Raw genomic sequence first — 23,872 nt, forward strand, 5'->3', positions numbered from 1 at the left:
CGCTCTTAGCGAAGCTCTTTTACCATCTCGGACAGCACGGTCAGTATTTCCCCGGCCAGTTGCGCAGAGCGCTTGCCTGACCAGCCGGTGACCGGGTCTGGCGCGTTGTCGTGATCCTTGAATGGCATTTCCAGGGTCAGTGACAGGCACTTGTAGCGTTCGCCCACGGCATTGGCGGCCAGGTTCATGTTGGCCTGACCGGGTGCGCCGCGTGGGTAGCCATGAACCGTCTGAAAGTTGTCGCTGACCTCGCACAGGCGGCTGCGAAAGCGCTCTTCAAGCTGGCGTTGTTGCGCGGTATACCCCGGATTACCTTCGCAGGCGGCGGTGAATACGTAAGGGATTTTCTCGTCACCGTGCACGTCGAGGAACATGTCCACGCCGTATTTTTCCATCTGCTGCCTGATGAAGGACACTTCCGGGCTTAGCGCTTCGGTACTGTCCTGCCAAGCGCGGTTAAGGTCCTTGCCGCTGGCGTTGGTGCGCAAGTGGCCATGAAAGGCTCCGTCCGGGTTGACGTTGGGCACCAGATACACATCCGCTTCCGCCAGCAATTGCTGCAGTGGGGCGTCATACTTTTGCTGGAGGCGTTCGATCACGCCCTCCATGAACCATTCGGCCATGTGTTCGCCAGGGTGCTGCTGGGCAATCATCCAGATCTTGCGTTTGCCTTCGGCACCGTCACCTTTGCGCAGCAACTGAATATCCCGACCCTCGACGCTTTTGCCGACAGCCAGCAACTGTGCACCGGCTTTTTCCTGAGCCTGTTCGATCAGCCAGTCATGGCGTTCACGGCTGTAGGGTTCGAAGTACGCAAACCAGACCTGCGGCTGCTCTGCGGCCAGGCTGAAATTCAGCGCCTTGCCGTCGAAATCCGACGCTACCCGAAACCAGTTCTGATGGTCGTAAGACGCTACAGCGTTGTAGCCGGCCCAGGCATTGTTGAAGGTGGATTCGCTGGCATTGGTGAGGCTGAAGCCATAGGTCTGGCCGACGTTCAGGCCGTCTGCCTTGAAATGAAACCACTGGAAATGCGCACTTTGCGTGTCGGGCCGAATCGCCAGCCTGATATGCGCCGGGTCGCTTGCGTCGAGAACCAGAATGTTGCCGCTGTCGAAATCTGAACCGATAGTGAGAGTCAAGATAGGTGCCTGCTGCGTAGATGCCTTTTCAAGCGGCTACTGTACACCGATCAACATCGCGTCCTGCGACGTAAACTTCACTGCAACGGTCATCTGCGGGTCAGGACATGGCCTCGGCGGTGACCATCAGGCTGCAGATGAAGGCGGTTAGCAGGCACCAGACCAGATACACGCGGCGCTTGCGTCGATGCCAGCCGGATGCGCCGAGCAACGAGGCGGGTGCCTGCAACTGACGCCACAAACGCTCGCTGTTCTGGAAGGCCGAAAGGTGCGCGGCATCGGCGTCCAGCCAGTGGCGAAATTCGATGCGTTCGCTGGCGGTTGCCGCAGGGCTCTGCAAGTGCACATACCAGCGGCTGGCCTGATCCTGAATGGCGGCCTGAATGGCAGCGCTGGTGGTGTCTGCCGCGCCTGGCACATAGGCCTTGCCCAGCGCGCGAAGCATCGCGCGCTCTACCCGCGCGATGTCGACGCTCATGAAGGCTGCAATGTCGGCATAGGCCAGGCCGTCGAGTCGGCTGAGCAGGAATATCTGCCGGGTCCGGCGCGAGAGCTTGCCCAGTCGGTGGCCGAGTTCGATGGCCTGCAGCGTGGGTTGCGGCTCGGGCAGGCGGACGGGGAGGTGCAGTAGAGACGAGAGCTGATTACTCATGATGTATCGCTCGCTGATCGTCCATGGGAGTCTTCCTTGTGGTGTCGGGTAGCGTCCGTGACAAGCGTAGACTAGTGAATACGAGAATCATTCTCAAGTGAAAAGGTGCAGCATTTACGTTTTATCTGCCGCATCCAGGCGTTTTTGCCCTAAAAGCATGGCCTTGATCGAGGCGCCTTTGCTATGATCCACGGCATTGCAACACACCGCGCAACACCCAGACTTCATTAGCCTGAAGCAGCGAAACCATAAAGAAAGAACCAAAAAAAGACCCGGCGATAAGCCGGGTCAAAAACCGTGATTAGCCTGATGAGGAGATAATCAGGAAGCCGACCTAAGACTTCCGGGTTATCCAGCGAGTCTCGCGACCCGCTGATGCAATAATAATCATTATCATTTGCAAGTCAAATGTTTTTATTTCCCTCATTGATACCGATAATCCGCCAGCGCTCGCTCGGCGGATTTTCTTTTCTCGATTTTCCCCGATTCTATTCCTAGTCCAGCGGCAGCTCCGTGGTGCGCTTCACCGTGCTCATGGCGATGTTCGAATGGGCCTCGTGGACGTGGGGCAATTGCAGCAAATGATCGCGCAGAAAGCGTTCGTAGCTGGCGATGTCCTGAGCCACCACCTTGAGCATGAAATCCATCCCGCCGGCCATGGTGTAGCACTCCAGCACCTCCGGGTGGCCGATGATTGCCTCCTCGAACTCGGCCAGATAGCGGCGGCCATGGCCTGACAGCTTGACCTCAACGAACACGGTCATACTCAGTCCCAGCTTCTGGGTACTGAGCAGGGCGACCGTGCGCTCGATCACCCCGTCTTCCTGAAGCCGGTGAATGCGCCTCCAGCAGGGCGATTGCGACAGCTCGACCCGTTCGGCGATTTCCGCGGCCGACAGGCTGGCGTCATGTTGCAGCAGACGAAGAATCTTGCGATCGATGGGGCTCAATTTTGGCTGCATGAATTGACCTTGTTTTTTGTTCTGGCCGAAAAAAGCATGCTGAATATCAGCAGATTTGCGCGCATTTAGAAAGAAAAAGCCTCTTTGCTGCTGGCAGTCTAGTTGCAAGGCTGCCGGGCAGGACCGTCCCGGCGTACAAGACCTGACCCTATAAGAACAAGAGAGGTATTCGCATGTCCCTGGCTGATATTCGTCTGGATGATAAATACCGGCTTGCCACCGGCAATCTGTACCTGACCGGCACACAGGCCCTGACCCGCCTGCCGATGCTGCAAAAGCAGCGCGATGAGGCGCAGGGCCTGAACACTGCCGGGTTTATCTCGGGCTACCGCGGTTCGCCGCTGGGCAATCTAGACAAGAGCCTTTGGGACGCCAAGGACTACCTGCAACAAAACGCCATCCATTTTCAGCCGGGCATCAACGAAGAACTGGCCGCCACAGCGGTCTGGGGCAGTCAACAGGTCAACCTGTTCCCGCATGGCAAGTACGATGGGGTGTTCGCCCTCTGGTACGGTAAGGGGCCGGGTGTGGACCGCTGCGGTGATGTCTTCAAGCACGGCAACTCAGCCGGTGTTGCGGCCAACGGCGGTGTGCTGATCCTGGCGGGCGACGACCACGGCTGCAAATCATCGACCATCGCCCATCAAAGCGAGCATGCGTTCATCGCCTCGATGATCCCCGTGCTCAACCCCAGTAATGTCCAGGAGATTCTCGACTACGGCATCATTGGCTGGGAGCTGTCGCGCTACAGCGGTTGCTGGGTGGCGATGAAGACCATTGCCGAGAACGTCGACTCTTCCGCGGTGGTCGAGGTCGATCCATTGCGGATCAAAACCCGTATCCCTGACGACTTCGATATACCCGAAGGCGGTTTGCACATCCGCTGGCCGGACCCGCCGCTGGCTCAGGAGGCACGACTCAATACCTACAAGATCTACGCGGCCAGGGCCTTCGCCCGCGCCAACCAGCTCAACAAGGTGGTGATCGATTCTGCGCAACCCCGGCTGGGCATCATCACCACCGGCAAGTCCTATCTGGACGTGCGTCAGGCCCTCGAAGAGCTGGGTATTGATCAGGAGCTGTGCGAGAAGGTCGGGATTCGCGTGCTCAAGGTCGGCATGAGCTGGCCGCTGGAGCCGGTGTCGGTGCACGACTTTGCCGAAGGGCTAGACGAGATTATGGTGGTCGAGGAAAAACGCAGTGTCATTGAAGACCAGTTGACCGGTCAGCTTTACAACTGGCCTGTTGAGCGCCGGCCAGTGGTGGTCGGCGAGTTCGATGAGCAGGGCCGCTCACTGCTGCCAAACCTCAGCGAGCTGACCCCGGCAATGATTGCCAGGGTGATCGCCAAACGCCTTGCGCCGTTCTACAGCAGCCCGCAGATCGAAGCGCGCCTGCAGTTTCTCAGCGACAAGGAGCAAGCGCTGCAGGCGCCGCTGTTCACCACCCAGCGCACCCCGCATTTCTGCTCCGGCTGCCCGCACAACACCTCGACACGGGTTCCGGAGGGCAGTCGCGCCCTGGCCGGGATCGGCTGCCATTACATGACCATCTGGATGGACCGCGAAACCGATACCTTCACCCAGATGGGCGGCGAGGGCGTGACCTGGATCGGTCAGGCACCGTTCACCGAAACCCCGCACGTTTTCCAGAACCTGGGCGACGGCACCTATTTTCACTCGGGGCACCTGGCGCTGCGTGCGGCAGTGGCCTCCAAGGTCAACATTACTTACAAGATTCTCTACAACGATGCGGTGGCCATGACGGGTGGCCAGCCGATCGACGGCGTGCTGCGCGTCGATCAACTGAGTCGTCAGGTATTCAACGAAGGCGTGCAGCGCATCGCGCTGGTTTCCGACGAGCCGGACAAATACCCGAGTCGTGAGGACTTCGCGCCGATTACCACCTTTCATCATCGGCGCGATCTGGACAGCGTGCAGCGCGAGTTGCGCGAGTTCAAAGGCGTGTCGGTCATCATCTACGACCAGACCTGCGCCACTGAAAAGCGCCGCCGTCGCAAGCGCGGCACCATGCCTGACCTGGAAAAGCGCGCCTTGATCAACCCGGCGGTGTGCGAGGGCTGCGGCGATTGCGGGGTCAAATCCGGGTGCCTGTCTGTACTGCCCAAGGAAACGGCGCAGGGGCGCAAGCGCGAAATCGATCAGAGCGCGTGCAACAAGGATTTCAGTTGCGTCGAGGGTTTCTGCCCGAGCTTCGTCACCGTGCATGGCGGCAAACTGCGCAAGCCTGCGTTGCCCAAGCAGGTCGAAGCATTCGCGCGTCTGCCGGAACCGGCACTGCCGTCGCTCGACAGGCCGTTCAATATTCTCCTGCCGGGTGTCGGCGGCACTGGGGTGACCACCGTCGGCGCGATGCTGGGCTATGCCGCGAATCTGGAGGGCAAGGGCTGCAGCGTGCTCGATCAGGCCGGTCTGGCACAGAAATTCGGTCCGGTGGTCAGCCATATCCGCATTGCCGCGCGCCAGGAGGATCTGTTTGCCGTGCGTATCGCCGCCGGTGAAGCGCACTTGCTGCTCGGCTGTGACTTGCTGGTGGCTGCCGGCCCGGACGCGATCGCCAAGCTCGATAGCAAGATTTCCCATGCGGTGGTCAACAGCCAGCAAACACCGACCGCCGAGTTCACGCGCAATCCGGATGCCGTGTTTCCGGCCGAAGCCATGAAGCAGACCATCATCGAGGCGGTCGGCGCGGCGAAGACCCACTTTGTCGAAGCCACATCACTGGCTACTCGACTGATGGGCGACAGCATCGCCAGCAACCTGTTCATGCTCGGCTATGCGTTTCAGCTGGGCCTGATTCCATTGACCTCGGCGGCCATCGAGAAGGCCATCGAACTCAACGGCATAGCGGTCAATCTGAATCAGCAGGCGTTTCTCTGGGGGCGTCGTACTGCGCATGATCCTGCCGCCGTGGAGGCCTTCGTCAACCCGCAAAACAAGGTCAGCGAGCCGCAGCCAATGGACCTTGATCAGCGCATCCAGAGCAATGTCGATACCTTGAAGCAGTATCAGAGCGCCGCCTACGCCAAGCGCTATCTGGCATTGGTGCAACGCGTACGCGACAGCGAATCGCGCGCGTTCCCTGGCCAGCAGCCGACGCTGACCGAGGCCGTGGCATTCAATTACTTCAAATTGCTGGCCTATAAAGACGAATACGAAGTGGCGCGGCTTTACAGCAACGGCGAGTTTACCCGCCAGTTGCAGGCGCAGTTCGAGGGTGACTATCGACTGGAGTTTCACCTGGCACCGTCGTGGCTAGCCAAGCGCGATCCGCACAATGGCCTGCCGCGCAAACGTAGTTTTGGCCCGTGGATGCTGCGCGCGTTCGATGTGCTGGCGACGTTCAAATTCCTCCGTGGCACGGCGCTCGATCCGTTCGGTCGCAGTCTCGAACGTCAGCAGGAGAGGGCGCTGATTGACCGCTATGTCAGCGATATCGAACTGATCCTGCAACACCTTCAGGCGCAGAATCGCCACACCGCCTTGAGTCTGGCACGCCTGCCGGAACGCATTCGCGGCTATGGCTACATCAAGGAAAGCGCCATGAAAGCGGCTGCCGTGCAGGCCGATATTCTGCGCAAGAGCCTGGAAAGCGGCGAAGTGGCCGCGCCGAAGCTGTATGAGGCGGCTGCCTGAGGAGGGCAATACCGACCAGCGTGCCAGCCCGGCGTTGGCACGCTTTTCATCACGCCATGCGTCGCCGCTCATTACTGCGATCATCATGGCGGTACTGACTACACCGGCCTGAACAGGTGGGCATGCCCGGCGCGGTACAGCGAGGACTCGCTGAAGGTGTCATCGGCAAGTACACGTCCGACCAGAATCAGCGCCGTACGGCGAAAGCCCTTGGCCTGTACCTTTTCCTGAATATCTGCCAGCGTGCCAACGGCCCAGTCCTGATCCGGCCAGCTGGCGCGATGCACCACGGCAATCGGGCAGTCGGCACCGTAATGTGGCATGAGTTCCTCGACGATCCGCTGCAGGTTGTTCACCCCCAGGTGAATCGCCATGGTTGCCCGATGGCTGGCCAGACTGGCCAGTTCCTCGCCGCTGGGCATTGAGGTCTTGTCGGCATAGCGGGTCAGAATCACGCTCTGCGAAACGTCCGGCAGGGTCAGCTCGACGCCCAGCAGCGCGGCGCAGGCAGCAGTCGCGGTCACCCCCGGAATGATTTCGAACGGAATGCCCAATTCGCGCAGATGGCGGATCTGCTCGCCGATAGCGCCATACAGGCTCGGGTCTCCGGAATGCACGCGCGCCACATCCTGGCCCTGTGCGTGCGCGCGCTTGATCAGCTCGATGATCTGCTCCAGATGCAGTTCGGCGCTGTTGGTCACCTGCACGGCCTGATGACCTTCCAGCACGGCGAGGGGCACCAGCGAGCCTGCGTAGATAATGACCGGGCAGCTGCGAATCAGGCGTTGGCCCTTGACGGTGATCAGCTCCGGATCGCCAGGGCCTGCGCCGATGAAATAGACAGTCAATGAATTCTCCGGGGTGAGTGAGCGCGGGGAGATTATCCGCTGTGCGCAGGGCTGATTGCCAAGGCAAATGTGGCCTGCGCGCTTTTCTGCCGTTCGATCAGCAGGGTGGCCGTACCGTCGCCCAGTTGCGCCGCCAGTGCCAGGGCCGAGCCCTCGGCGACGCCATGACAGCCCGTGTTCTGGAACACCTGCGCAGAACGGTGCGTGAGGTGCAGTTCCCACGCCACCAGTTGCGCGGCGTTGAAGCACACCAGTGGCACAGCCAGTTGCCCGGCCAGCTCAAGCAGGCCGGGCTCGGTTTCTTTCAGGTCGATGGACGCCAGCGCGGTCACCCGGCCAATGTCCAGCTCAAGTGCCTGCAGGCTCTGCTCGAGCAGATCGCGCAACAGCGCAGCCGAGCAGCCGCGCCGACAGCCCAGCCCGGCAACCAGAGGTGCGCCGGGTTGAAGGGTCGCTGGATCAGGCCTGATGCAGGTCGACATTGTCGGTATGCACGTCGTTTCTGCGGAACAGCCAGGCACTGATCAACCCCAGCGCGACCCAGAACAGCGCGTTGGTCAGCAGCGAGGCAATCATGAACTGCGATTCCAGAGCCTCGGGAGCCAGGCTTTCATGGACCAGCGGCTGTGGCGCGCCAAGCACATGCGGGACCAGCAGAATCGCCACACCCAGTGCTTTGAGCAGCCAGCTCTGACCGAACACCAGCAAGGCCAGCCCGGCTGCAGTCGACGCGGCAGCGCCGAGCCACCACAGTTGCCGCTGACTCAGCTCGGCGGCCGCTGTGCCTGGCAGTTCGGGTGGCAGCCCAAGTGTCGGGGCCAGCACGAACACGGCAAAACCAGCCAGCCCCCACCATGCGCCCTGCACGGTGCGACCCGGCGCCCGCAGGGTGTAAAGCCCGGCAAGCATCAAGGCGAAGCCTACCGCGACCACCAGGTTACCGCCGGTGGTGGACAGCACACGCTGCCAGCCGTTTTCGGGCTCCCAGGCCGCTTCGTCATGGGCATGGCTGTGTTCGGCCATCGCGCCGTCCGCGTGCTGATGCAGTTGCTCGGCAGGTGCGTTTTCGTAGGTCTCGGCCTGCTGGATCAGCGGCACCACCCACAGGCTTTGCAGCAGCGTCAGCAACAGGGCGGCGAGCAGGCCGGTGAAACCTGCGGTGTAGGCAATTCGCTTGAACATTGTGAGGCCCTCAATGGCAAGGAAAGGCAGCGCTGTGACGGGTATCGTGTGCCGCGTTGTGCACGGCCGCGATGTGCGAGAAACCGGCGAAATACACCAGGCAGGCGCCGAGAAGCGCAGCGCTGATGGCGGCTGTCAGGCGTTGAGTGCGTGTGGAGCTGGGCGCGGCGGCGTGGCTGCTGATGGTCGACATGGCGTTCCCTCTTGTTGGTAATCGGCAAGTGGGCCACGCGCAAAAGAACCTGCCGGCAGAGGCCGGAGGTTTCAACTGCGCCCGCCCACCGCGGGTTTGTCATTGCAAGCATATCGGGCCGGTCTCCGGGCTCGCGAGGGACCAGGACGTCAGTGCGTCAAAGCCTGCAAGGTCACCTTCCCATGCCAGCGGCACAGTGGATCAGACCTACTCTCGCTTACCGTTGCGGGGGCAGCACCGGACTTGCTCGAAAACGCGAGCGCACCGGTTTCCCGTTTCACCCCGTGAGGGGCACCCGAAACAAGGCGCACAGGAGAGCATGGGCGGCGGGGCAGCGTCAATCTGAACGATTGACCTGTCTGCAGTCACTGCGTAGCCTTGCTGATTCGAGGTTCTCCCTGGGTAAAACATCACCCAGTGGAGCTAAGACGGGAATGCGGTACAAGCCGCAGCTGCCCCCGCAACTGTAAACGGTCATGTTCATTGCACAGCCACTGCTGCGGCGGGAAGGCGCGATGAATGCGTGTCGGCGCTTTTCACTGACTGCCGCACGCCGCCGTGAGCCAGGAGACCTGCCTCGAACGGGCCGCACATGCTGCGGCCTTGGAGAATTCTCACTACAACCGGGCGGGGTGATCCGGTGGCGATCCGATCTGCGTGTCCTGCATGCGGTTCTCGTCCTGTTTGCCCGCCGCATTGCCAAAGGGCACCTGATGAAAACACTGGCCAAGCTTCCCGTCACCATCGTCACCGGCTTCCTCGGCTCGGGCAAGACCACCCTGTTGCGGCACATGCTCGACAACGCTGAAGGGCGGCGCATTGCGGTCATCGTCAATGAGTTCGGCGAGCTGGGCATTGACGGAGAAATCCTCAAGCAGTGCACGATTGGCTGCACCGAAGAAGAAGCCAACGGCCGGGTGTACGAACTGGCCAACGGCTGCCTGTGCTGCACCGTGCAGGAAGAGTTCTTCCCGGTCATGCGCGAACTGGTCGCGCGCCGTGGTGACCTCGACCATATCCTGATCGAAACCTCGGGGCTCGCGCTGCCCAAGCCGCTGGTCCAGGCTTTTCAATGGCCGGAAATCCGCAACGCCTGCACGGTCGATGCGGTGATCACGGTGGTCGACAGCCCGGCGGTACTGGCCGGTACTTTCGCTGCCTTCCCGGATCAAGTCGATGCGCAGCGCAAACTCGATCCCAACCTGGATCACGAGTCGCCCCTGCACGAACTGTTTGCCGATCAGCTGGCCAGCGCCGATCTGGTGATCCTCAACAAGGCCGACATGATCGACGCCGAAGGTCTGGCGACGGTGCGTGCCGAAGTTGCCGAGGAGCTGCCGCCTGCGGTCAAGGTGATCGAAGCCAGCAGTGGTCGCCTGCCGATCAGCGTGCTGCTGGGTGTCGGTGCCGAGTCCGAACTGCATATCGATGCTCGCAAGACCCACCATGATCACCACGACGATGACGATCATGATGACCACGATCACGACGCGTTCGATTCGATTTCCCTGAAGCTGCCGCAAGCCGATGAGAAAGTCCTGCTCGATGCACTGAATCAACTGGTGGTGCAACACGGCATTCTGCGTGTGAAGGGCTTCGCGGCCATTCCCGGCAAGCCGATGCGCCTGCTGATTCAAGGTGTCGGCACGCGTTTCGACAAGCACTTCGACCGCGCCTGGCGTGCCGATGAAGAGCGTGCCACGCACCTGGTGCTGATTGGTCAGGAGCTGGATGCCGAGGCCCTGCAAGCGCAACTCAATGCTGCGATTGTCGGCTGACCCATGCATTTACTGAGAACCCAGCCCGGCGGTTTCGTACCTGACGACAATATTGCCGATCTGGGCCAGACCCCGGCCGAGCTGGTGATTCTCTGCAGCGGCGACTCCAGCCTGGCGCTGCTGGCCGAAGCCGCCCGGGAGCTCCCCGACGACTACCCCAGCCTGCGTCTGGCCAACCCGATGCAGGTCCAGAATCACGCCTCTGTCGACCTGTACGTCGATGAAGTGCTGCGTCACGCAAAGGTCATTCTGATTTCTCTGCACGGCGGTATTGGCTACTGGCGCTACGGCGTCGAGCGGCTGATGGAGCTCGCGGCACGCGGCGTTCAGGTCATTCTGGTGCCCGGTGATGACCGTCCTGATCCGGAACTGAGTGATCTGAGCACCGTGCCTGCCGTAGAACGCGACCGACTCTGGCAGTTTCTGCGTCAGGGTGGCCTGCAGAACGCGCTGCAGTTGTACAACTGCATGGCCAGTCGCTGGCTGGACCGCGATTATTCCTGGGTCGAGCCCGCGCCGTTGCCGCGCACAGCCATCTACCATCCTCGCCTGGCAAGCGCGCAGCTTGCCGATTGGCAGGCAGACTGGCTTGCCGAGCAGCCAGTGGTGGCGCTGCTGTTCTATCGCTCGCACCTGCAGGCCGCCAATACCGGTTTCATCGACGAGTTCTGTGTGCGCTTGCAGGCGCAAGGCATCAACCCGCTGCCCATTGCTGTGGCCAGCCTCAAGGAACCCGGCTGTTTCACTCAGGTGGAGGACTGGCTGGATGAGGCTGAAACCGAGCTGATCCTCAATACCACCGGTTTTGCACAGTCGAGTCCGGAGGCGCCGCATCTGCGTCCGTTCCGGCGCAACGTGCCGGTCATTCAGGCCATCTGCGCGCAGGACAACGAGCCTGCCTGGCAGGCCAGCGAACAGGGCCTTGGCGCTCGTGATCTGGCGATGCACATTGCCTTGCCGGAGCTGGACGGACGGATCATCAGCCGGCCGATCAGCTTCAAGGACCTGGCCTGGCGCAGTGAGCGCAGCCAGTCGGACGTGGTCTGCTACCGTGCCCAGCCGGACCGGATGGATTTCGTCGCGGAACTGGCGCGGCGCTGGATCGAACTTGCGCGCCTGCCCAATGGCGAAAAGCGCGTGGCGCTGATTCTCGCCAACTACCCGACTCGCGACGGAAGGATCGGCAATGGTGTGGGGCTCGATACCCCTGCTGCGGCGCTGAATATTCTGCGCGCCATGCAGGCCGAGGGCTATCCGCTGGCACCGTTGCCGGACACTGGCACCGAACTGATCCAGCAACTGCTGGGCGGCGTGACCAATGATCTGGACAGTATCGACCAGCGCCCGTGTCACCAGAGCATGGCGCTGGAGGAATACCTGGCGGCGTTCAACGAACTGCCGCAGGAAAATCGCGATGCGGTGAATGCCCGTTGGGGCACGCCGGACACCGACCCGATGTTTCGCAGCGGCCGGATGATGATCGCCGGACTGCGCTTTGGCCTCACGTTCATCGGCATTCAACCGGCACGGGGTTATCAGGTCGACCCGAGCGCGGTGTATCACGACCCGGATCTGGTTCCACCCCATGGCTACCTGGCGTTCTACTTCTGGCTGCGCAAGGCCTACGGCGCGCATGCGGTGGTGCATGTCGGCAAGCACGGTAACCTCGAGTGGCTGCCGGGCAAAGGCGTGGGGTTGTCGCGAACCTGCTGGCCGGACGCGGTGCTGGGCGCCATGCCGAACATCTATCCGTTCATCGTCAACGACCCGGGCGAGGGCGCACAGGCCAAACGGCGCACTCAGGGGGTCATCATCGATCACTTGATGCCGCCGCTGACCCGCGCGGAGACCTACGGCCCGTTGCGCAATCTGGAGCTGCTCGCCGACGAATTCTACGAAGCGCAAATGCTCGATCCGCGCCGCGCGCGCGAGCTGCAGCGTGACATTCTCGAACTGGTCCGTGAAACCCATATCGACCGCGAACTGGCGCTGGGCGAGAACCTCGACAGCGATGCCGATGCGGCGCTCTGGCTGCCACGTCTGGACACTTACCTGTGTGATCTGAAGGAATCGCAGATTCGCGATGGCCTGCATATCTTCGGTCAGTCGCCACAAGGCCGTCTGCGCATCGACACTTTGCTGGCGCTGCTGCGTATTCCGCGTGGTGACGGGCGTGGCGCGCAGTCCAGTCTGTTGCGCGCGTTGAGCAAGGCCTTCGAGCTAGACTTCGACCCGCTGAACTGCGAGCTGGCCGAACCCTGGAACGGCCCGCGCCCTGCTGCGTTGCAGGCCTTGAGCAGCGACCCTTGGCGCAGTGCGGGCGACGCGCGCGAGCGGCTGGAGCTTTACGCCGCCATCCTTATCGAACGCGTTACGCAGGGCGAAGCGTTGACCGACTTGCCGGCGCACGATGATCTGGCCCAGATTCTCGACAGCCTGCGTGACGTCGTCGCGCCGCGTCTGGATGCCTGCGGCCCCGGCGAAATGCAGGGCATGCTTGACGCGCTGAGTGGTCGTTTCGTGCCGGCAGGCCCCAGCGGCGCGCCGAGCCGGGGGCGCCTGGATGTGCTGCCCACTGGCCGCAACTTTTTTACCGTGGATGTGCGCAACCTGCCGACCACCACGGCCTGGCGAATCGGCTTCCAGTCCGCCAACCTGTTGCTGGAACGACACCTGCAGGACCATGGCGATCACCTGCGCCAGTTGGGCCTGTCGGTGTGGGGCACGGCGACCATGCGTACCGGCGGTGACGACATCGCCCAGGCCATGGCGCTGATGGGCGTGCGTCCGGTGTGGGCGACTGGCAGTCAGCGCGTCGATGACTTCGAGATTCTGCCGATCAGCCTGCTCGACCGCCCACGAGTGGACGTGACACTGCGGGTCTCCGGTTTCTTCCGCGATGCTTTCGCCAACCTCATTAAGCTGTTCGACGCTGCGGTGCAGGCCGTCGCGGCGCTTGACGAGCCCGACGACATGAACCCGCTGGCGGCCAGGGTCCGTGAAGAACGGCAAGGCTTCATCGCAGAAGGCCTGAATGAAGACGAGGCGGCGCGTCAGGCTGGTTGGCGGATATTTGGTGCCAAACCCGGTGCCTACGGCGCTGGCGTGCAGGGCGCGATCGATGGCCGCCTGTGGCAGAGCCGCGATGACCTTGCCGAGGTTTACCTCAATTGGGGTGGTTACGCCTATGGCGCTGCCGATGAAGGTACGCCCGCGCGCCAGCGCTTTGCCCAACGGCTTTCTCAGGTGCAGGCGGTGCTACAGAATCAGGACAATCGCGAGCATGACCTGCTCGACTCAAATGACTACTACCAGTTTCAGGGCGGCATGCTCGCCGCTTCTGAAACCCTCAGCGGGCAGAAGACCGCCAGTTACCATGGCGATCATAGCCAGCCCGACCTGCCGAAAATCCGCACCCTCAAGGAAGAGCTGAACCGGGTGATACGCTCGCGCGCAGCGAATCCGAAATGGATCGAAGGGGCCAAGCGCCATGGTTACAAAGGTGCTTTCGAGATGGCCGCGACTGTGGATTTCCTGTTCGCGTTCGACGCGACCACCGAGCTGATCGATGATCACCAGTACGCGCTGCTCGCCGACGCCTATCTGCTGGACCCGGCGACTCGTGATTTCATCGCCCAGCACAACCCCGATGCGCTGCGCGACATGACCGAGCGCATGCTCGAAGCCCAGCAGCGCGGCCTCTGGCAGGAGCCTGGCGAGTATCAGCAGGCGCTGGAAGACCTGCTCCTGGACATAGAAGAGAACTGATGACCGTGTCTGATTCAACGATGAGCGAAACTCCGCATTTTCCACTGGCCGCTGTGGTCGGTGCCGATGACCTGAAACTGGCGTTATGCCTGACTGCCATTGATCCGCGCATCGGCGGCGTGTTGATCGAAGGGCCAAGAGGCATGGCCAAGTCGACGCTGGCCCGCGGTTTGGCCGATGTGCTGGCCAGCGGTCAGTTCGTCACCTTGCCGCTGGGCGCTACCGAAGAGCGTCTGGTCGGCACGCTGGATCTCGACGCCGCGCTGAGCGAAGGCCGCGCGCGCTTCTCTCCAGGCGTGCTGGCCAAGGCCGACGGTGGCGTGCTGTATGTCGATGAGGTCAACCTGCTTGCCGACCATCTGGTCGATCTGCTGCTGGACGTCGCGGCCAGCGGCGTCAACCTGGTCGAGCGCGACGGTATCTCCCATCGTCATGCTGCGCGTTTCGTGCTGATCGGCACCATGAACCCCGAAGAGGGCGAATTGCGCCCGCAGTTGCTGGATCGCTTTGGCCTCAATGTGGCCCTGAGCGGCCATACGCTGCCTGCCGAGCGCAGTCAGATCATCCGTCGCCGTCTGGATTTCGACAGCGATCCGCAGAGCTTCTGCCGGCAGTGGCAAACGCAGCAGGATGCCTTGAAGCGGCGTTGTGAACAGGCACGTCAGTTGTTGTCGGGCATCGAGCTGGATGACCAGTCCCTGGCAATGATCACCGAGCGCTGCTTTGCCGCAGGCGTCGACGGCATGCGCGCCGATCTGGTCTGGCTGCGGGCTGCGCGTGCTCATGCGGCGTGGCGGGGTGCGGGGCACATTGAAGAGCAGGACATCGAGGCCGTTGCCGAATTTGCCTTGCGTCACCGGCGCCGCGAGCCCTCGCCACCGCCGCAGAATTCCGAGGCACCGCCGCCGCCACCAGGATCGTCCAGCAAACAGGCCGAGCCTGAAAGCGGGCAGGGCAGTTGGGGTGAGTTGCCCGCCCAGGCAGTCACGACCGGATCACGCCGCGAAGTGCCGAGCTGGCCAAAAAAGCCCTAGGCATCCGTCCCCGCGCCATACAGGGGGCGGATGCCATTCCCCGTCCCGGTCGACTGGCCAGCGGCAGGCAGGGCGCTGTACGTGTCGGAGCTGATGGCCCGGTGCAATGGTTGCCGACCTTTTTGCGCGGTCAGCCGAAGAGCCACAAGGACCTGGTCCGTCAACCGCGTAGCAGCCGGCCCAGCGAGTTATTGCTGGTGATTGTCGATGCTTCGGCGTCTACCCGCCGCCATCAGGCGTTGAGTCAGGCCAAGGGCCTGCTGTCGCAGATGTTCGACGATGCCTATCGACGCCGGGCTCGGCTGGCCTTGCTGACCGCCAGCGGCACTGCGCCACGCTGGCAACATCAGGGGCTGAAGGCCTCATCGGCATTGATACCCTGGCTGGATGCACTGGGGGCTGGTGGTGGTACGCCGTTGCCGGAAGCGCTGCAACAGGCGGCTGAATGGTTGGCGCAACGGCAAAAACGCTATCCGGCCGAACAGCAGCGGGTTCTGGTGCTGACCGATGGTCGGATCAAGTCGTTGCCGGCACTGCTCGCGTTCGACTGCGCCAGTTTGCTGATCGATATCGAGAAAGGCCCGATCCGCCTGGGAAGGGCGCGGGAACTGGCATCGAGTCTGGGGGCCGAGTACCGGCACATCGATGAGTTGAAGCGGGTCTGAGGGTGGGGACCCCGTCAGGCCCTGTGCTCTCTTGCCGATGCTCTGCGGGGTTGGCGCGCGCAGAGCATGGCACTGAGAACAAATTCCTGTGGGCGCGGCGAGTGCGGCGATCCCACAGGTTTTCCATTACGCCAAGCGGGGAGCCGGCTCAGTCAGCCATCAAGCCGGCATGGTCCACGGCTCAAGGTCGTAGCCTTCGTTGCTGATTTCTGCACGGGCCTGTTCCAGAGCGCTGGCCAGCTGGCGCTTGTCGGAATAGGTGCTGCTCGGGATCTGCTTGCGACCGATACGGTTGCTGGTGCGGTCGATCACCGTCAGGCTCAGTTCGCCGTTACCGTCCTGTGGTGCCCAGGCAACACACTGGAAGGGTTCAAAAGCGTGTCCAGCGATCAGAAGTGCATCGTTGAAGCGCAGTGGGGCGTTCATGGTCGTTTCCTCAAGTGCCCATATCAATTCAGTCACGGCGGCGGGCTAACCGTCCGGCTGGTTACTTGTGTTGATGAACGACAAGGGGGCATGAGTCACACTGTTCAATGAAAATAGTTGCGAATTATTTTCGACGGGCGCGCGCATGGATGTCCCGGGCAAAAATGGTCGGGCATGTAGCGCGTTAATGACTTCAGGTTATGAGCGTTAGACCCAAACGGTACAACGCCGCGTCAAATATTGGCTAGGGTGATGATTGGGCTCGCCAACAGACTGTTTATAAAAAGCTTTTCAAAATCCCTCCATACGCCGGGCGCCAAGGAAACTTCATGCATGGATCGGCCCCAACACGACGTCTGTTAATGCTCGATGGCGGTGACGACTGTCATCCATTGATCCCTGTTCTGATCGAAGCCGGCTGGACGGTGCAGGAAAGCCCATCGGGTTCGGCAATCATTTCTGATTGTGATGTAGGCCTGATTCACCTGACGTCCGATCATTTTGAACACTTGCCCAGGCTTGAGGCGCTGTTCGTTAACAGCCCGGTGCGCTGGATTGCCGTGCTGTCAGCCAGTGATTTGCGCCGCGAGAAAATCGGCGATTTCGTCTGCCGCTGGTTTTTCGACTTTCATACGCTGCCTTTCGATGCCGGTCGGCTGCACGCCTCGCTGGACAGAGCGTTTACGGCCGGGCCGCCGCCAGTGCAGGGCTCGCCATCGCCGTTCAGCGCGGACCCCGAGCTGCTCGGCGACAGTCGGCCTGTCCGTGAACTGCGCAGGCTGCTGAGTAAACTGGCGCCCACCGATTCGCCGGTACTGATCAGGGGCGAGCGGGGCACGGGCAAGGAACTGATCGCCCGCAGCCTGCATGCTCAGTCCTTGCGACGTGACAAACCCTTTATCGTGGTTGATTGCGCAGCGCCTGACGGGCAGTCGATCCACACCGTGCTGTTCGGTCATGAGGACGGCGGTTTTGACGATGCTCAGGCGCGTAGGGTCGGACTGCTTGAAGCCGCAGACGGCGGCACGCTGTTGCTCGACGAGGTAGGTGAGCTTCCGCTGGATACCCAGGCGAGCCTGCTGCGCTTTCTCGAAGACCGGCAGATCGAGCGCGCGGACGGCGGCGAGCCGATTGCAGTGGATGTGCGGGTGCTGGCCGCCACTCGCGAGGATCTTGAAACGGCCGTGCGCAAAAAGCGCTTTCGTGAGGACCTTTATTACCAACTCAATGTGCTGCAGGTCGGTGTAGCGCCGCTGCGCGAGCGCCATGGCGATCTGGCGTTGCTGGCTAACCATTTCGCCCATGTGTACAGTCAGGAAACCGGCAGGCGGGCGCGCAGTTTCAGTCAGGATGCGCTGGTGGCGCTGGGCAAGCACGATTGGCCGGGCAATGTGCGCGAGCTGGCCGGTCGCGTTCGGCGCGGGCTGGTGCTGGCTGAAGGCAGACAGATAGAAGCGGCAAATCTGGGCCTGCTGGGCGAAGAGGACAGTGTTGGCAACATGGGCACGCTGGAGGATTACAAGTCCCGGGCCGAGCGCCAGGCGTTGTGCGATGTGTTGACGCGCCACAGTGACAATCTGAGCGTGGCGGCCAGAGTGCTGGGTATTTCGCGACCGACGTTTTATCGGCTGTTACACAAGCACCAGATCCGCTGAGTCGTCCAGCAACTGCGAGACAGCGCTCAGCGCCTGCTCGCGGCGCTGCTCCCAGCTACCGCCCACTATCCGGTAAGCCTGCCGATGGTGTTCCAGCCATTCCCGGCTGGCGTTGAAAAAGGCCTGGCGTTCACCCAGCTGCGGCTGGCAGCGCTGGCCGTCGCTGATCCAGTCAACGCCCTCGGGCGACAGCAGCAGGTGCAGGTCATAGGAACGGCTCAGCAGTTGCTGTTCGATCCACGCAGGGCAGTCGCCGAACAGCGTGCGGCTCCAGAGCATGTTGCTCAACAGGTGCGTGTCGAGTATCAGCAAGTTTGGCTCTGCGCCGCGCGCGGCGTCCTCCCAGGCCAGTTGGCCCTGAGCGATGGCCGGGATATCGGCGTAATCTGTGTCGCGGCCCTGCTGATCGATGAAATACCGCACATATTCGCCGACCAGCAGGCCGCCGAACCTATGCTGTATCTCCGCCGACAGCCAGCTCTTGCCACTGGACTCGGGGCCGGTGAGGACCAGAACTTTCATCGCGCCAGCGCCAGATCGTTGCGCCACTCGCGCCAGCCCTGCACCGCCAGCAGGGTGAACAGGCCATACAGCGCAGCCGTCAGGTAAAGGTCCTTGTAGATGAACAGGCCGACGAAAATCACATCGAGCAGGATCCACAGCGGCCAGCACTGAACGCGCTTTTGCGCCATCCAGACCTGCGCCACCAGACTGAACCCGGTCAATGCGGCGTCCAGCCAGGGTTGTGCCGCATCGGTGAAATGCGCCATGCCGGCACCCAGTGCAACGCTGATGAGTACGCCGACCGCCAGCCCCTTGAGCACCGAACTGTTCTGCAACGTGGTTACGGCTTTGACCGGAAGGCCGTCACCGTGCCGGGTCCATTGCAGCCAGCCGTAGACCTGCAGGCCTGCGTAGATGACCTGCAGGAGCATGTCCGAATACAACTTCACGTCGAAGAATATCCAGATGTAAATCACCACCATGACCAGGCCAATTGGCCAGCACCAGGGATTCTGCTTCACTGTCAGCCAGACTGCGATAACGCCGATGGCGGCAGCGAAGAGTTCAAGCCCGGACATGGCGGCTCCTTGGTGAGGGTGGTGAGGGGCGGGGCCGGCGATTGTATGCGCTTCTGCGCGCGGCGTGCAGCTTGTGTTGCGCCGGAGCTTACGTCAGCAGGCGTTGTGCGTGCAGGTCTGCTAGCATTCCGCGCCTTGCATTTGCGCGAGTTTCTTCAAGCTTCGTTCAGGCATGTGGCGGCATAGTGGCAAGCATTTTTTTACACGACAACATTAAACAGCGAGCCTGCGGCATCGCTTCATGGGGGAATGATGGATCTTTGGACCGCTGCTCAGGCGTTGATATTGGGTGTTGTAGAAGGGTTGACGGAGTTCTTGCCGATCTCCAGTACCGGGCATCAGATCATCGTCGCCGACCTGATCGATTTTGGCGGCGAGCGCGCCATGGCCTTCAACATCATCATTCAGTTGGGGGCGATTCTGGCAGTAGTCTGGGAGTTTCGGCGCAAGATCCTCGACGTCGTCGTGGGTTTGCCCAAACAGCAACAAGCGCAGCGTTTCACCCTTAACCTGCTGATCGCCTTCATGCCTGCCGTGGTGCTGGGCGTGATTTTCGCCGATACCATTCACCACTACCTGTTCAATGCCATTACCGTGGCCATGGCGCTGGTCATCGGTGGGGTGATCATGCTTTGGGCCGAGCGCCGCGAGCACACCGTGCGCACCGAAACCGTCGATGATATGAGCTGGAGCGATGCGCTCAAAATAGGCTTGGTACAGTGCCTGGCGATGATCCCCGGCACCTCGCGTTCGGGTTCGACGATCATTGGCGGCCTGCTGTTCGGCCTGTCCCGCAAGGCGGCGACCGAATTCTCGTTCTTCCTGGCCATGCCGACCATGGTCGGTGCCGCGGTGTATTCGGGCTACAAGTACCGTGACATGTTTCGCCCGGACGACTTCGCGGTATTTGCCATCGGCTTCATCACCTCGTTCATCTTCGCGATGATCGCAGTGCGCGGTTTGCTCAAGTTCATCGCCACTCACAGTTATGCGGTGTTCGCCTGGTATCGCATCGCCTTCGGCCTGCTGATTCTGGCGACCTGGCAGTTTGGCTGGATCGACTGGGCATCGGCCAAGGCATGACAGCGAACCGCGAGTCGTCACGGCCAGCCAGCCGTGGCAGGTCGCCGGTCCGGCAACTGCACTTGAAGGTACTGGTGTTGTTGCTGCTGTGTGCGTTACCGGTTTACGGCACGGCGTCGCTGTGGCTGAGGCAAGTCACGCCGATCCCGGCGCTGGTCTTGATCGTCATGAGCCTGCTGGCGTTCGTGCTTTACCGGCATGACAAGCGACAGGCCGGCAACGCGGGCCAGCGCACCCCGGAGAACGTCCTGCATGGCGTCGAGCTGCTCGGTGGTTGGCCCGGCGCGCTGCTGGCGCAGCAGGTGTTCCGGCACAAGACCCGCAAGGTATCTTTCCAGGTCGTGTTCTGGCTGATCGTGCTGGTGCATCAGGCGCTGTGGATTGACTGGCTGTTTTTGGGCAAGCGGCTTGTGCAACTGTTGCCGTTATAGCTTCAGGCCGATCTGTTGCCGTTTCGGCAGCTTGCCGACCACCAACTGGTGCGAGCGGGTCAGCAGGTCGCGCACCTCATCGGCGCTCAGCGTCTTCAGGTCGGCCACGCTGATCCAGTGCGCACGCGCCAGGTAGGGTGCAGGTCGTATGCCGGGTCGATCCACGTAACCCAGAAACAATTCCGGGTGGACCTTGAACGCAAGGTCCTCGCCGACCAGATCCATGACCGCGAACATTTTCTTTTCGGCGACGGAAAAAACCCGTATGCCGCCCCACTTGTAGTCTTCACGCGCGCCTGGCAGGTCGAGACAGAATCTGGCGATGTCTTCCTTGTGCAGGGTCTTTTGCGGGCTCTTTGGCATGGATGCTCCCTGGGTTCTGACGGCGCACGGTAAGCTGTTCGATAGCCGCACGGATATTCGATCCGCCGATTGTATGCTGCTGCGACACTGATTAGTGTGCAGCTTTGCCTTTCTCCGGAGTTTCGAATGTCTGCCGTGCAACTCGCTGATGGTCAACTGAACTACCTGCTCGAAGGTCCGGCGGGCGCGCCCGTGCTGGTGTTGTCCAATTCCCTGGGCACTGATCTGCACATGTGGGACAACCAGGTGCCTGCCTTCAGCCGTCACTTTCAGGTATTGCGTTACGACACGCGCGGCCATGGCAAATCGCTGGTCACTGAGGGCAGTTACAGCATCGAGCAAAACGGTCGCGATGTGTTGGCGCTGCTCGATGCGCTGGACATCGACAAGGCTTTTTTCTGCGGCCTGTCCATGGGCGGGCTGATCGGCCAATGGCTGGCAATCAATGCGCCGCAGCGCCTGCACAAGGTCGTGCTGTGCAATACGGCCGCCAAAATCGGTAACCCCGATGTCTGGAATCCTCGTATCGAAACCGTTCTGCGTGACGGGCAGTCGGCCATGGTCGCGTTGCGCGATGCCTCGATCGCACGCTGGTTCACGCCTTCCTTCGCGCACGCCGAGCCCGCTGCGGTCGACACGGTCGTCGGCATGCTGGCACGTACCTCGCCACAGGGCTACGCAGCCAATTGCGCGGCTGTGCGCGATGCGGATTTCCGTGAGCAGATCGCGTCCATCGAACTGCCGGTGCTGGTGGTCTGTGGCACGGAGGACGCTGTAACAACCCCGGCGGACGGGCGTTTCATGGTCGAACGGATTCAGGGTTCGCAGCTCATCGAACTGCACGCGGCCCACCTGTCCAGCGTCGAGGCGGGTGAGGCATTTACCGGCCCGGTGCTGGCATTTCTGACTGCCGAATGACCCGGCGCGATCCTCAGTCGCGGCCTTGAGGCACGGGGCACGGCGCTGCATACTCCCGGCTCTGAAAACGAGGTGGCCGGGTGTTTGATCTCAACGATCTGTTTTATTTCGTCCAGGTGGTCGAGTGCCTTGGCTTTGCGCCGGCAAGTCGCAAGCTGGGGATCCCCAAGTCCAAGCTCAGCCGGCGTATTGCCGGGCTCGAGGAGCGCCTGGGTGTGCGCCTGATTCACCGCTCGACCCGCACCTTCGCGGTGACCGAAAGCGGGCGTGACTATTACGCGCACTGCGTGGCCATGCTGGTCGAGGCCGAGGCGGCCGAAGAGGCCATCCTGCGTTCCAAATCCGAACCGCAGGGCAGGGTGGTGATCAGTTGTCCTCCGGCGTTGGCAGCGATGGGCTTCAACGAGACCATCGCCCGTTTCGCCGCCGAGCACCCCAAGGTTCAGATTCAGGTCGAAAGTACCAACCGACGCGTCGACCCGCTGACCGAGAACATCGACATTGCGCTACGTGTGCGCTTTCCCCCGCTGGAGGACGACGGGCTGGTGGTCAAGAAGCTAGGGCACAGTGCCCAGCGTCTGGTGGCGCGCGCGGACCTGGCGGCCAGGCTGTCGGCGACGCCTTCTCTCGACGCGCTGTCGACACTGCCCAGCCTCGACATGCCGTCTTCGAATCACGAGCACCGCTGGTTGCTGGAGACGCAGCCCGGCCAGTATGCCGAAATACGCCACACGCCGCGGCTCATCAGCTCGGACCTGGACATGATGCTGCAGGCCGCCTTGCAGGGAGTCGGCGTGGCGCAGCTTCCCGAGCTGATTGTCAGGGAAGCGTTGCAGGACGGACGTCTGATCGAGCTGTTCAGCGAGCACCGACCCAAGTGCGGCATCGTGCATGCCGTGTTCGCCTCGCGCCGAGGCCTGCTTCCAGCGGTCAGGGGCCTGCTGGATGTGTTCGAGACCTCGTTCAAAGAGCTCAGCCTGAGTCCTGATTCGCTTTATTGTTCTCTTAATAGAACGAACAGTCGCATTCAAGACCACTAATCATCTATTGCGATCAAGGATAGGATGCTCGCCACTTCATCGCCCCGTGGCGATTTTCTTATGGGAGCTACGTTATGAATCTATTGCACCTCGACTCCAGCATCCTTGGCGATCACTCTGCTTCACGTCAGCTGACCCGTGAGGTTGTCCAGGCCTACCTGAATGTGCACGCCGACAGCCAGGTCACCTACCGAGATCTGGCCAGCGATGCGCTTGGGCATTTCTCGGCCGCCAGCCTCGCCGCAGCGGGCACGCCTGTAGACGTCCGTGACGCCGCCCAGCAGCAGGAAGTGGCAGGCAACGAAGCCACCTTGCAGCAGTTTCTCGATTCGGACGTGCTGGTCATCGGCGCACCCATGTACAACTTCACCATCCCGACCCAGCTGAAAGCCTGGTTTGACCGGATTCTGATCGCGGGTCGCACGTTCCGTTATTCCGAAGCGGGTCCTGAAGGCCTGTGTGGCGGCAAGAAAGTCATTATCGTTTCCACCTCGGGCGGTCTGCACGCCGGGCAACCCACTGGCACCGGTCACGAAGAGCTGCTCAAGACGCTGTTCGCCTTCATCGGTATCACCGACCTGCAATTCGTCCGTGCCCACGGCCTGGCGTATGGCGAAGAGCCGCGTGCCAGCGCCATGAGCGCTGCTCAGCAATACATTCAGAACGAGTTGTTCGCGGCCTGATCCAGAGCGCTGTACACGAAACTCTACAACCTGCGCAGGGGTTCCTGCCGGGTTGTGGAGTTTTTTTGTTTCTGATGCACGGCGATGGGTTGCCGGTAAGCTGCGCGTTGACGGGAGACAACCTTGACAGCTTCCTTACAGGTAATGGCGATCTTTCGGGACTAGACTAGCCTTTTCGAGCAATGCCTTGTCAGGCTGGCGAAAATAGTCGCCCTCGCGAAAAAACAACGGGCAGTTTATGGCCCGGCTTGTGCACTATTTCTGTTTTCAACACTCATATCTGGGTGGGAACGGCGCGCTGGAGCATGAAG

General features: G+C 61.6%; 22 protein-coding genes and 2 riboswitches. Of the genes, 11 read left to right on the plus strand and 11 right to left on the minus strand.

All coding sequences use genetic code 11. The features are described from left to right. Window positions 1-5: 5 nt before the first annotated feature. The 3 genes from JOE34_RS16935 to JOE34_RS16945 form a co-directional block, all read right to left on the minus strand. Complete coding sequence (locus JOE34_RS16935) at window positions 6-1,142, minus strand: M14-type cytosolic carboxypeptidase (RefSeq protein WP_010409261.1); 1,137 nt, start codon at window positions 1,140-1,142, stop codon at window positions 6-8. A gap of 100 nt (window positions 1,143-1,242) precedes the next feature. After that, on the minus strand, window positions 1,243-1,794 hold the full coding sequence (locus JOE34_RS16940; RefSeq protein WP_122219908.1) for a sigma-70 region 4 domain-containing protein: 552 nt from the start codon (window positions 1,792-1,794) through the stop codon (window positions 1,243-1,245). Window positions 1,795-2,288: 494 nt separating this feature from the next. Further along, entirely contained in the window at window positions 2,289-2,756 is a 468-nt protein-coding gene (locus JOE34_RS16945) for an Lrp/AsnC family transcriptional regulator (protein WP_002553253.1), read from the minus strand. Window positions 2,757-2,929: 173 nt separating this feature from the next. On the opposite strand from JOE34_RS16945, the gene JOE34_RS16950 reads away from it, so the two are divergent. Then, complete coding sequence (locus JOE34_RS16950; RefSeq protein WP_209996181.1) at window positions 2,930-6,412, plus strand: indolepyruvate ferredoxin oxidoreductase family protein; 3,483 nt, start codon at window positions 2,930-2,932, stop codon at window positions 6,410-6,412. A gap of 98 nt (window positions 6,413-6,510) precedes the next feature. Here the strand turns inward: JOE34_RS16950 and cobM are convergent, their stop codons facing one another. Genes cobM through JOE34_RS16970 form a run of 4 tightly spaced genes read right to left on the minus strand, consistent with a single transcriptional unit; the run spans window position 6,511 to window position 8,635 of the window. After that, window positions 6,511-7,260 carry a precorrin-4 C(11)-methyltransferase gene (gene cobM, locus JOE34_RS16955; protein WP_003422960.1) on the minus strand — a complete coding sequence of 250 codons (750 nt, stop codon included), beginning with the start codon at window positions 7,258-7,260 and terminating at the stop codon, window positions 6,511-6,513. A gap of 32 nt (window positions 7,261-7,292) precedes the next feature. Next, window positions 7,293-7,742 (minus strand): cobalamin biosynthesis protein, encoded by a 450-nt coding sequence (locus tag JOE34_RS16960; protein WP_003394736.1) that lies wholly within the window; start codon window positions 7,740-7,742, stop codon window positions 7,293-7,295. Continuing rightward, window positions 7,720-8,442 carry a CbtA family protein gene (locus JOE34_RS16965; protein WP_010409233.1) on the minus strand — a complete coding sequence of 241 codons (723 nt, stop codon included), beginning with the start codon at window positions 8,440-8,442 and terminating at the stop codon, window positions 7,720-7,722. The genes JOE34_RS16960 and JOE34_RS16965 overlap by 23 nt, the downstream gene beginning before the upstream one ends. 10 nt (window positions 8,443-8,452) lie before the next feature. Continuing rightward, window positions 8,453-8,635 (minus strand): CbtB domain-containing protein, encoded by a 183-nt coding sequence (locus JOE34_RS16970; protein WP_003342053.1) that lies wholly within the window; start codon window positions 8,633-8,635, stop codon window positions 8,453-8,455. A 98-nt stretch (window positions 8,636-8,733) separates the two neighbouring features. Continuing rightward, window positions 8,734-8,949, minus strand: a riboswitch (cobalamin riboswitch). A gap of 58 nt (window positions 8,950-9,007) precedes the next feature. Continuing rightward, window positions 9,008-9,230, plus strand: a riboswitch (cobalamin riboswitch). 118 nt (window positions 9,231-9,348) lie between these two features. Between JOE34_RS16970 and cobW the strand changes: the two genes are divergently transcribed. The 4 genes from cobW to JOE34_RS16990 are packed head-to-tail and all read left to right on the plus strand — an operon-like array spanning window position 9,349 to window position 15,880. Beyond that, window positions 9,349-10,413 carry a cobalamin biosynthesis protein CobW gene (gene cobW, locus JOE34_RS16975; RefSeq protein WP_032662436.1) on the plus strand — a complete coding sequence of 355 codons (1,065 nt, stop codon included), beginning with the start codon at window positions 9,349-9,351 and terminating at the stop codon, window positions 10,411-10,413. A gap of 3 nt (window positions 10,414-10,416) precedes the next feature. Continuing rightward, complete coding sequence (gene cobN, locus JOE34_RS16980) at window positions 10,417-14,181, plus strand: cobaltochelatase subunit CobN (RefSeq protein ID WP_209996183.1); 3,765 nt, start codon at window positions 10,417-10,419, stop codon at window positions 14,179-14,181. After that, entirely contained in the window at window positions 14,181-15,215 is a 1,035-nt protein-coding gene (locus JOE34_RS16985) for an AAA family ATPase (RefSeq protein ID WP_003394740.1), read from the plus strand. The genes cobN and JOE34_RS16985 overlap by 1 nt, the downstream gene beginning before the upstream one ends. Window positions 15,216-15,268: 53 nt before the next feature. Beyond that, on the plus strand, window positions 15,269-15,880 hold the full coding sequence (locus JOE34_RS16990; RefSeq protein ID WP_209996872.1) for a VWA domain-containing protein: 612 nt from the start codon (window positions 15,269-15,271) through the stop codon (window positions 15,878-15,880). A 159-nt stretch (window positions 15,881-16,039) separates the two neighbouring features. Here the strand turns inward: JOE34_RS16990 and JOE34_RS16995 are convergent, their stop codons facing one another. After that, entirely contained in the window at window positions 16,040-16,306 is a 267-nt protein-coding gene (locus tag JOE34_RS16995) for a hypothetical protein (RefSeq protein ID WP_003315350.1), read from the minus strand. 329 nt (window positions 16,307-16,635) lie between these two features. On the opposite strand from JOE34_RS16995, the gene JOE34_RS17000 reads away from it, so the two are divergent. After that, on the plus strand, window positions 16,636-17,961 hold the full coding sequence (locus JOE34_RS17000; protein WP_029572916.1) for a sigma-54 dependent transcriptional regulator: 1,326 nt from the start codon (window positions 16,636-16,638) through the stop codon (window positions 17,959-17,961). Here the strand turns inward: JOE34_RS17000 and JOE34_RS17005 are convergent. Continuing rightward, the gene (locus JOE34_RS17005; RefSeq protein WP_209996185.1) at window positions 17,938-18,483 is read right to left on the minus strand and encodes an AAA family ATPase; all 546 of its coding nucleotides are present in this window, start codon (window positions 18,481-18,483) and stop codon (window positions 17,938-17,940) included. The two genes, JOE34_RS17000 and JOE34_RS17005, sit on opposite strands and share 24 nt — an antisense overlap. Further along, window positions 18,480-19,043, minus strand: a complete 564-nt coding sequence (pnuC, locus tag JOE34_RS17010; RefSeq protein ID WP_003315346.1) for a nicotinamide riboside transporter PnuC — start codon at window positions 19,041-19,043, stop codon at window positions 18,480-18,482. The genes JOE34_RS17005 and pnuC overlap by 4 nt, the downstream gene beginning before the upstream one ends. Before the next feature lie 252 nt (window positions 19,044-19,295). Between pnuC and JOE34_RS17015 the strand changes: the two genes are divergently transcribed. Next, window positions 19,296-20,126 (plus strand): undecaprenyl-diphosphate phosphatase, encoded by an 831-nt coding sequence (locus JOE34_RS17015; protein WP_010409188.1) that lies wholly within the window; start codon window positions 19,296-19,298, stop codon window positions 20,124-20,126. Further along, window positions 20,123-20,557, plus strand: a complete 435-nt coding sequence (locus JOE34_RS17020) for a DUF1294 domain-containing protein (RefSeq protein WP_209996194.1) — start codon at window positions 20,123-20,125, stop codon at window positions 20,555-20,557. The genes JOE34_RS17015 and JOE34_RS17020 overlap by 4 nt, the downstream gene beginning before the upstream one ends. On the opposite strand, the gene JOE34_RS17025 is transcribed toward JOE34_RS17020, so the two are convergent. Further along, window positions 20,552-20,920 (minus strand): MmcQ/YjbR family DNA-binding protein, encoded by a 369-nt coding sequence (locus tag JOE34_RS17025; protein WP_003342070.1) that lies wholly within the window; start codon window positions 20,918-20,920, stop codon window positions 20,552-20,554. The genes JOE34_RS17020 and JOE34_RS17025 overlap by 6 nt on opposite strands. A gap of 126 nt (window positions 20,921-21,046) precedes the next feature. Here JOE34_RS17025 and pcaD point away from each other — a divergent pair, with 126 nt between their 5' ends. The 3 genes from pcaD (at window position 21,047) to JOE34_RS17040 (ending at window position 23,561) form a co-directional block, all read left to right on the plus strand. After that, entirely contained in the window at window positions 21,047-21,838 is a 792-nt protein-coding gene (gene pcaD, locus JOE34_RS17030; protein WP_024663694.1) for a 3-oxoadipate enol-lactonase, read from the plus strand. Between the two features lie 80 nt (window positions 21,839-21,918). Further along, window positions 21,919-22,878 carry a LysR substrate-binding domain-containing protein gene (locus tag JOE34_RS17035; RefSeq protein WP_010409175.1) on the plus strand — a complete coding sequence of 320 codons (960 nt, stop codon included), beginning with the start codon at window positions 21,919-21,921 and terminating at the stop codon, window positions 22,876-22,878. 74 nt (window positions 22,879-22,952) lie between these two features. After that, complete coding sequence (locus JOE34_RS17040; protein WP_003394765.1) at window positions 22,953-23,561, plus strand: FMN-dependent NADH-azoreductase; 609 nt, start codon at window positions 22,953-22,955, stop codon at window positions 23,559-23,561. Window positions 23,562-23,872: the final 311 nt, after the last annotated feature.

Origin of the sequence: Pseudomonas sp. PvP028 (genome assembly GCF_017832255.1) — a bacterium.
GTDB lineage: Bacteria > Pseudomonadota > Gammaproteobacteria > Pseudomonadales > Pseudomonadaceae > Aquipseudomonas > Aquipseudomonas syringae.

Bases quoted from the DNA above. Each gene is read 5' to 3' on its own strand.
- JOE34_RS16940 (WP_122219908.1), bottom strand. From the start codon at position 1,794: ATGAGTAATCAGCTCTCGTCTCTACTGCACCTCCCCGTCCGCCTGCCC.
- JOE34_RS16945 (WP_002553253.1), bottom strand. From the start codon at position 2,756: ATGCAGCCAAAATTGAGCCCCATCGATCGCAAGATTCTTCGTCTGCTG.
- JOE34_RS16950 (WP_209996181.1), top strand. From the start codon at position 2,930: ATGTCCCTGGCTGATATTCGTCTGGATGATAAATACCGGCTTGCCACC.
- JOE34_RS16960 (WP_003394736.1), bottom strand. From the start codon at position 7,742: ATGTCGACCTGCATCAGGCCTGATCCAGCGACCCTTCAACCCGGCGCA.
- JOE34_RS16965 (WP_010409233.1), bottom strand. From the start codon at position 8,442: ATGTTCAAGCGAATTGCCTACACCGCAGGTTTCACCGGCCTGCTCGCC.
- JOE34_RS16970 (WP_003342053.1), bottom strand. From the start codon at position 8,635: ATGTCGACCATCAGCAGCCACGCCGCCGCGCCCAGCTCCACACGCACT.
- cobW (WP_032662436.1), top strand. From the start codon at position 9,349: ATGAAAACACTGGCCAAGCTTCCCGTCACCATCGTCACCGGCTTCCTC.
- cobN (WP_209996183.1), top strand. From the start codon at position 10,417: ATGCATTTACTGAGAACCCAGCCCGGCGGTTTCGTACCTGACGACAAT.
- JOE34_RS16985 (WP_003394740.1), top strand. From the start codon at position 14,181: ATGACCGTGTCTGATTCAACGATGAGCGAAACTCCGCATTTTCCACTG.
- JOE34_RS16995 (WP_003315350.1), bottom strand. From the start codon at position 16,306: ATGAACGCCCCACTGCGCTTCAACGATGCACTTCTGATCGCTGGACAC.
- JOE34_RS17000 (WP_029572916.1), top strand. From the start codon at position 16,636: ATGCATGGATCGGCCCCAACACGACGTCTGTTAATGCTCGATGGCGGT.
- JOE34_RS17005 (WP_209996185.1), bottom strand. From the start codon at position 18,483: ATGAAAGTTCTGGTCCTCACCGGCCCCGAGTCCAGTGGCAAGAGCTGG.
- pnuC (WP_003315346.1), bottom strand. From the start codon at position 19,043: ATGTCCGGGCTTGAACTCTTCGCTGCCGCCATCGGCGTTATCGCAGTC.
- JOE34_RS17015 (WP_010409188.1), top strand. From the start codon at position 19,296: ATGGATCTTTGGACCGCTGCTCAGGCGTTGATATTGGGTGTTGTAGAA.
- JOE34_RS17020 (WP_209996194.1), top strand. From the start codon at position 20,123: ATGACAGCGAACCGCGAGTCGTCACGGCCAGCCAGCCGTGGCAGGTCG.
- JOE34_RS17025 (WP_003342070.1), bottom strand. From the start codon at position 20,920: ATGCCAAAGAGCCCGCAAAAGACCCTGCACAAGGAAGACATCGCCAGA.
- pcaD (WP_024663694.1), top strand. From the start codon at position 21,047: ATGTCTGCCGTGCAACTCGCTGATGGTCAACTGAACTACCTGCTCGAA.
- JOE34_RS17040 (WP_003394765.1), top strand. From the start codon at position 22,953: ATGAATCTATTGCACCTCGACTCCAGCATCCTTGGCGATCACTCTGCT.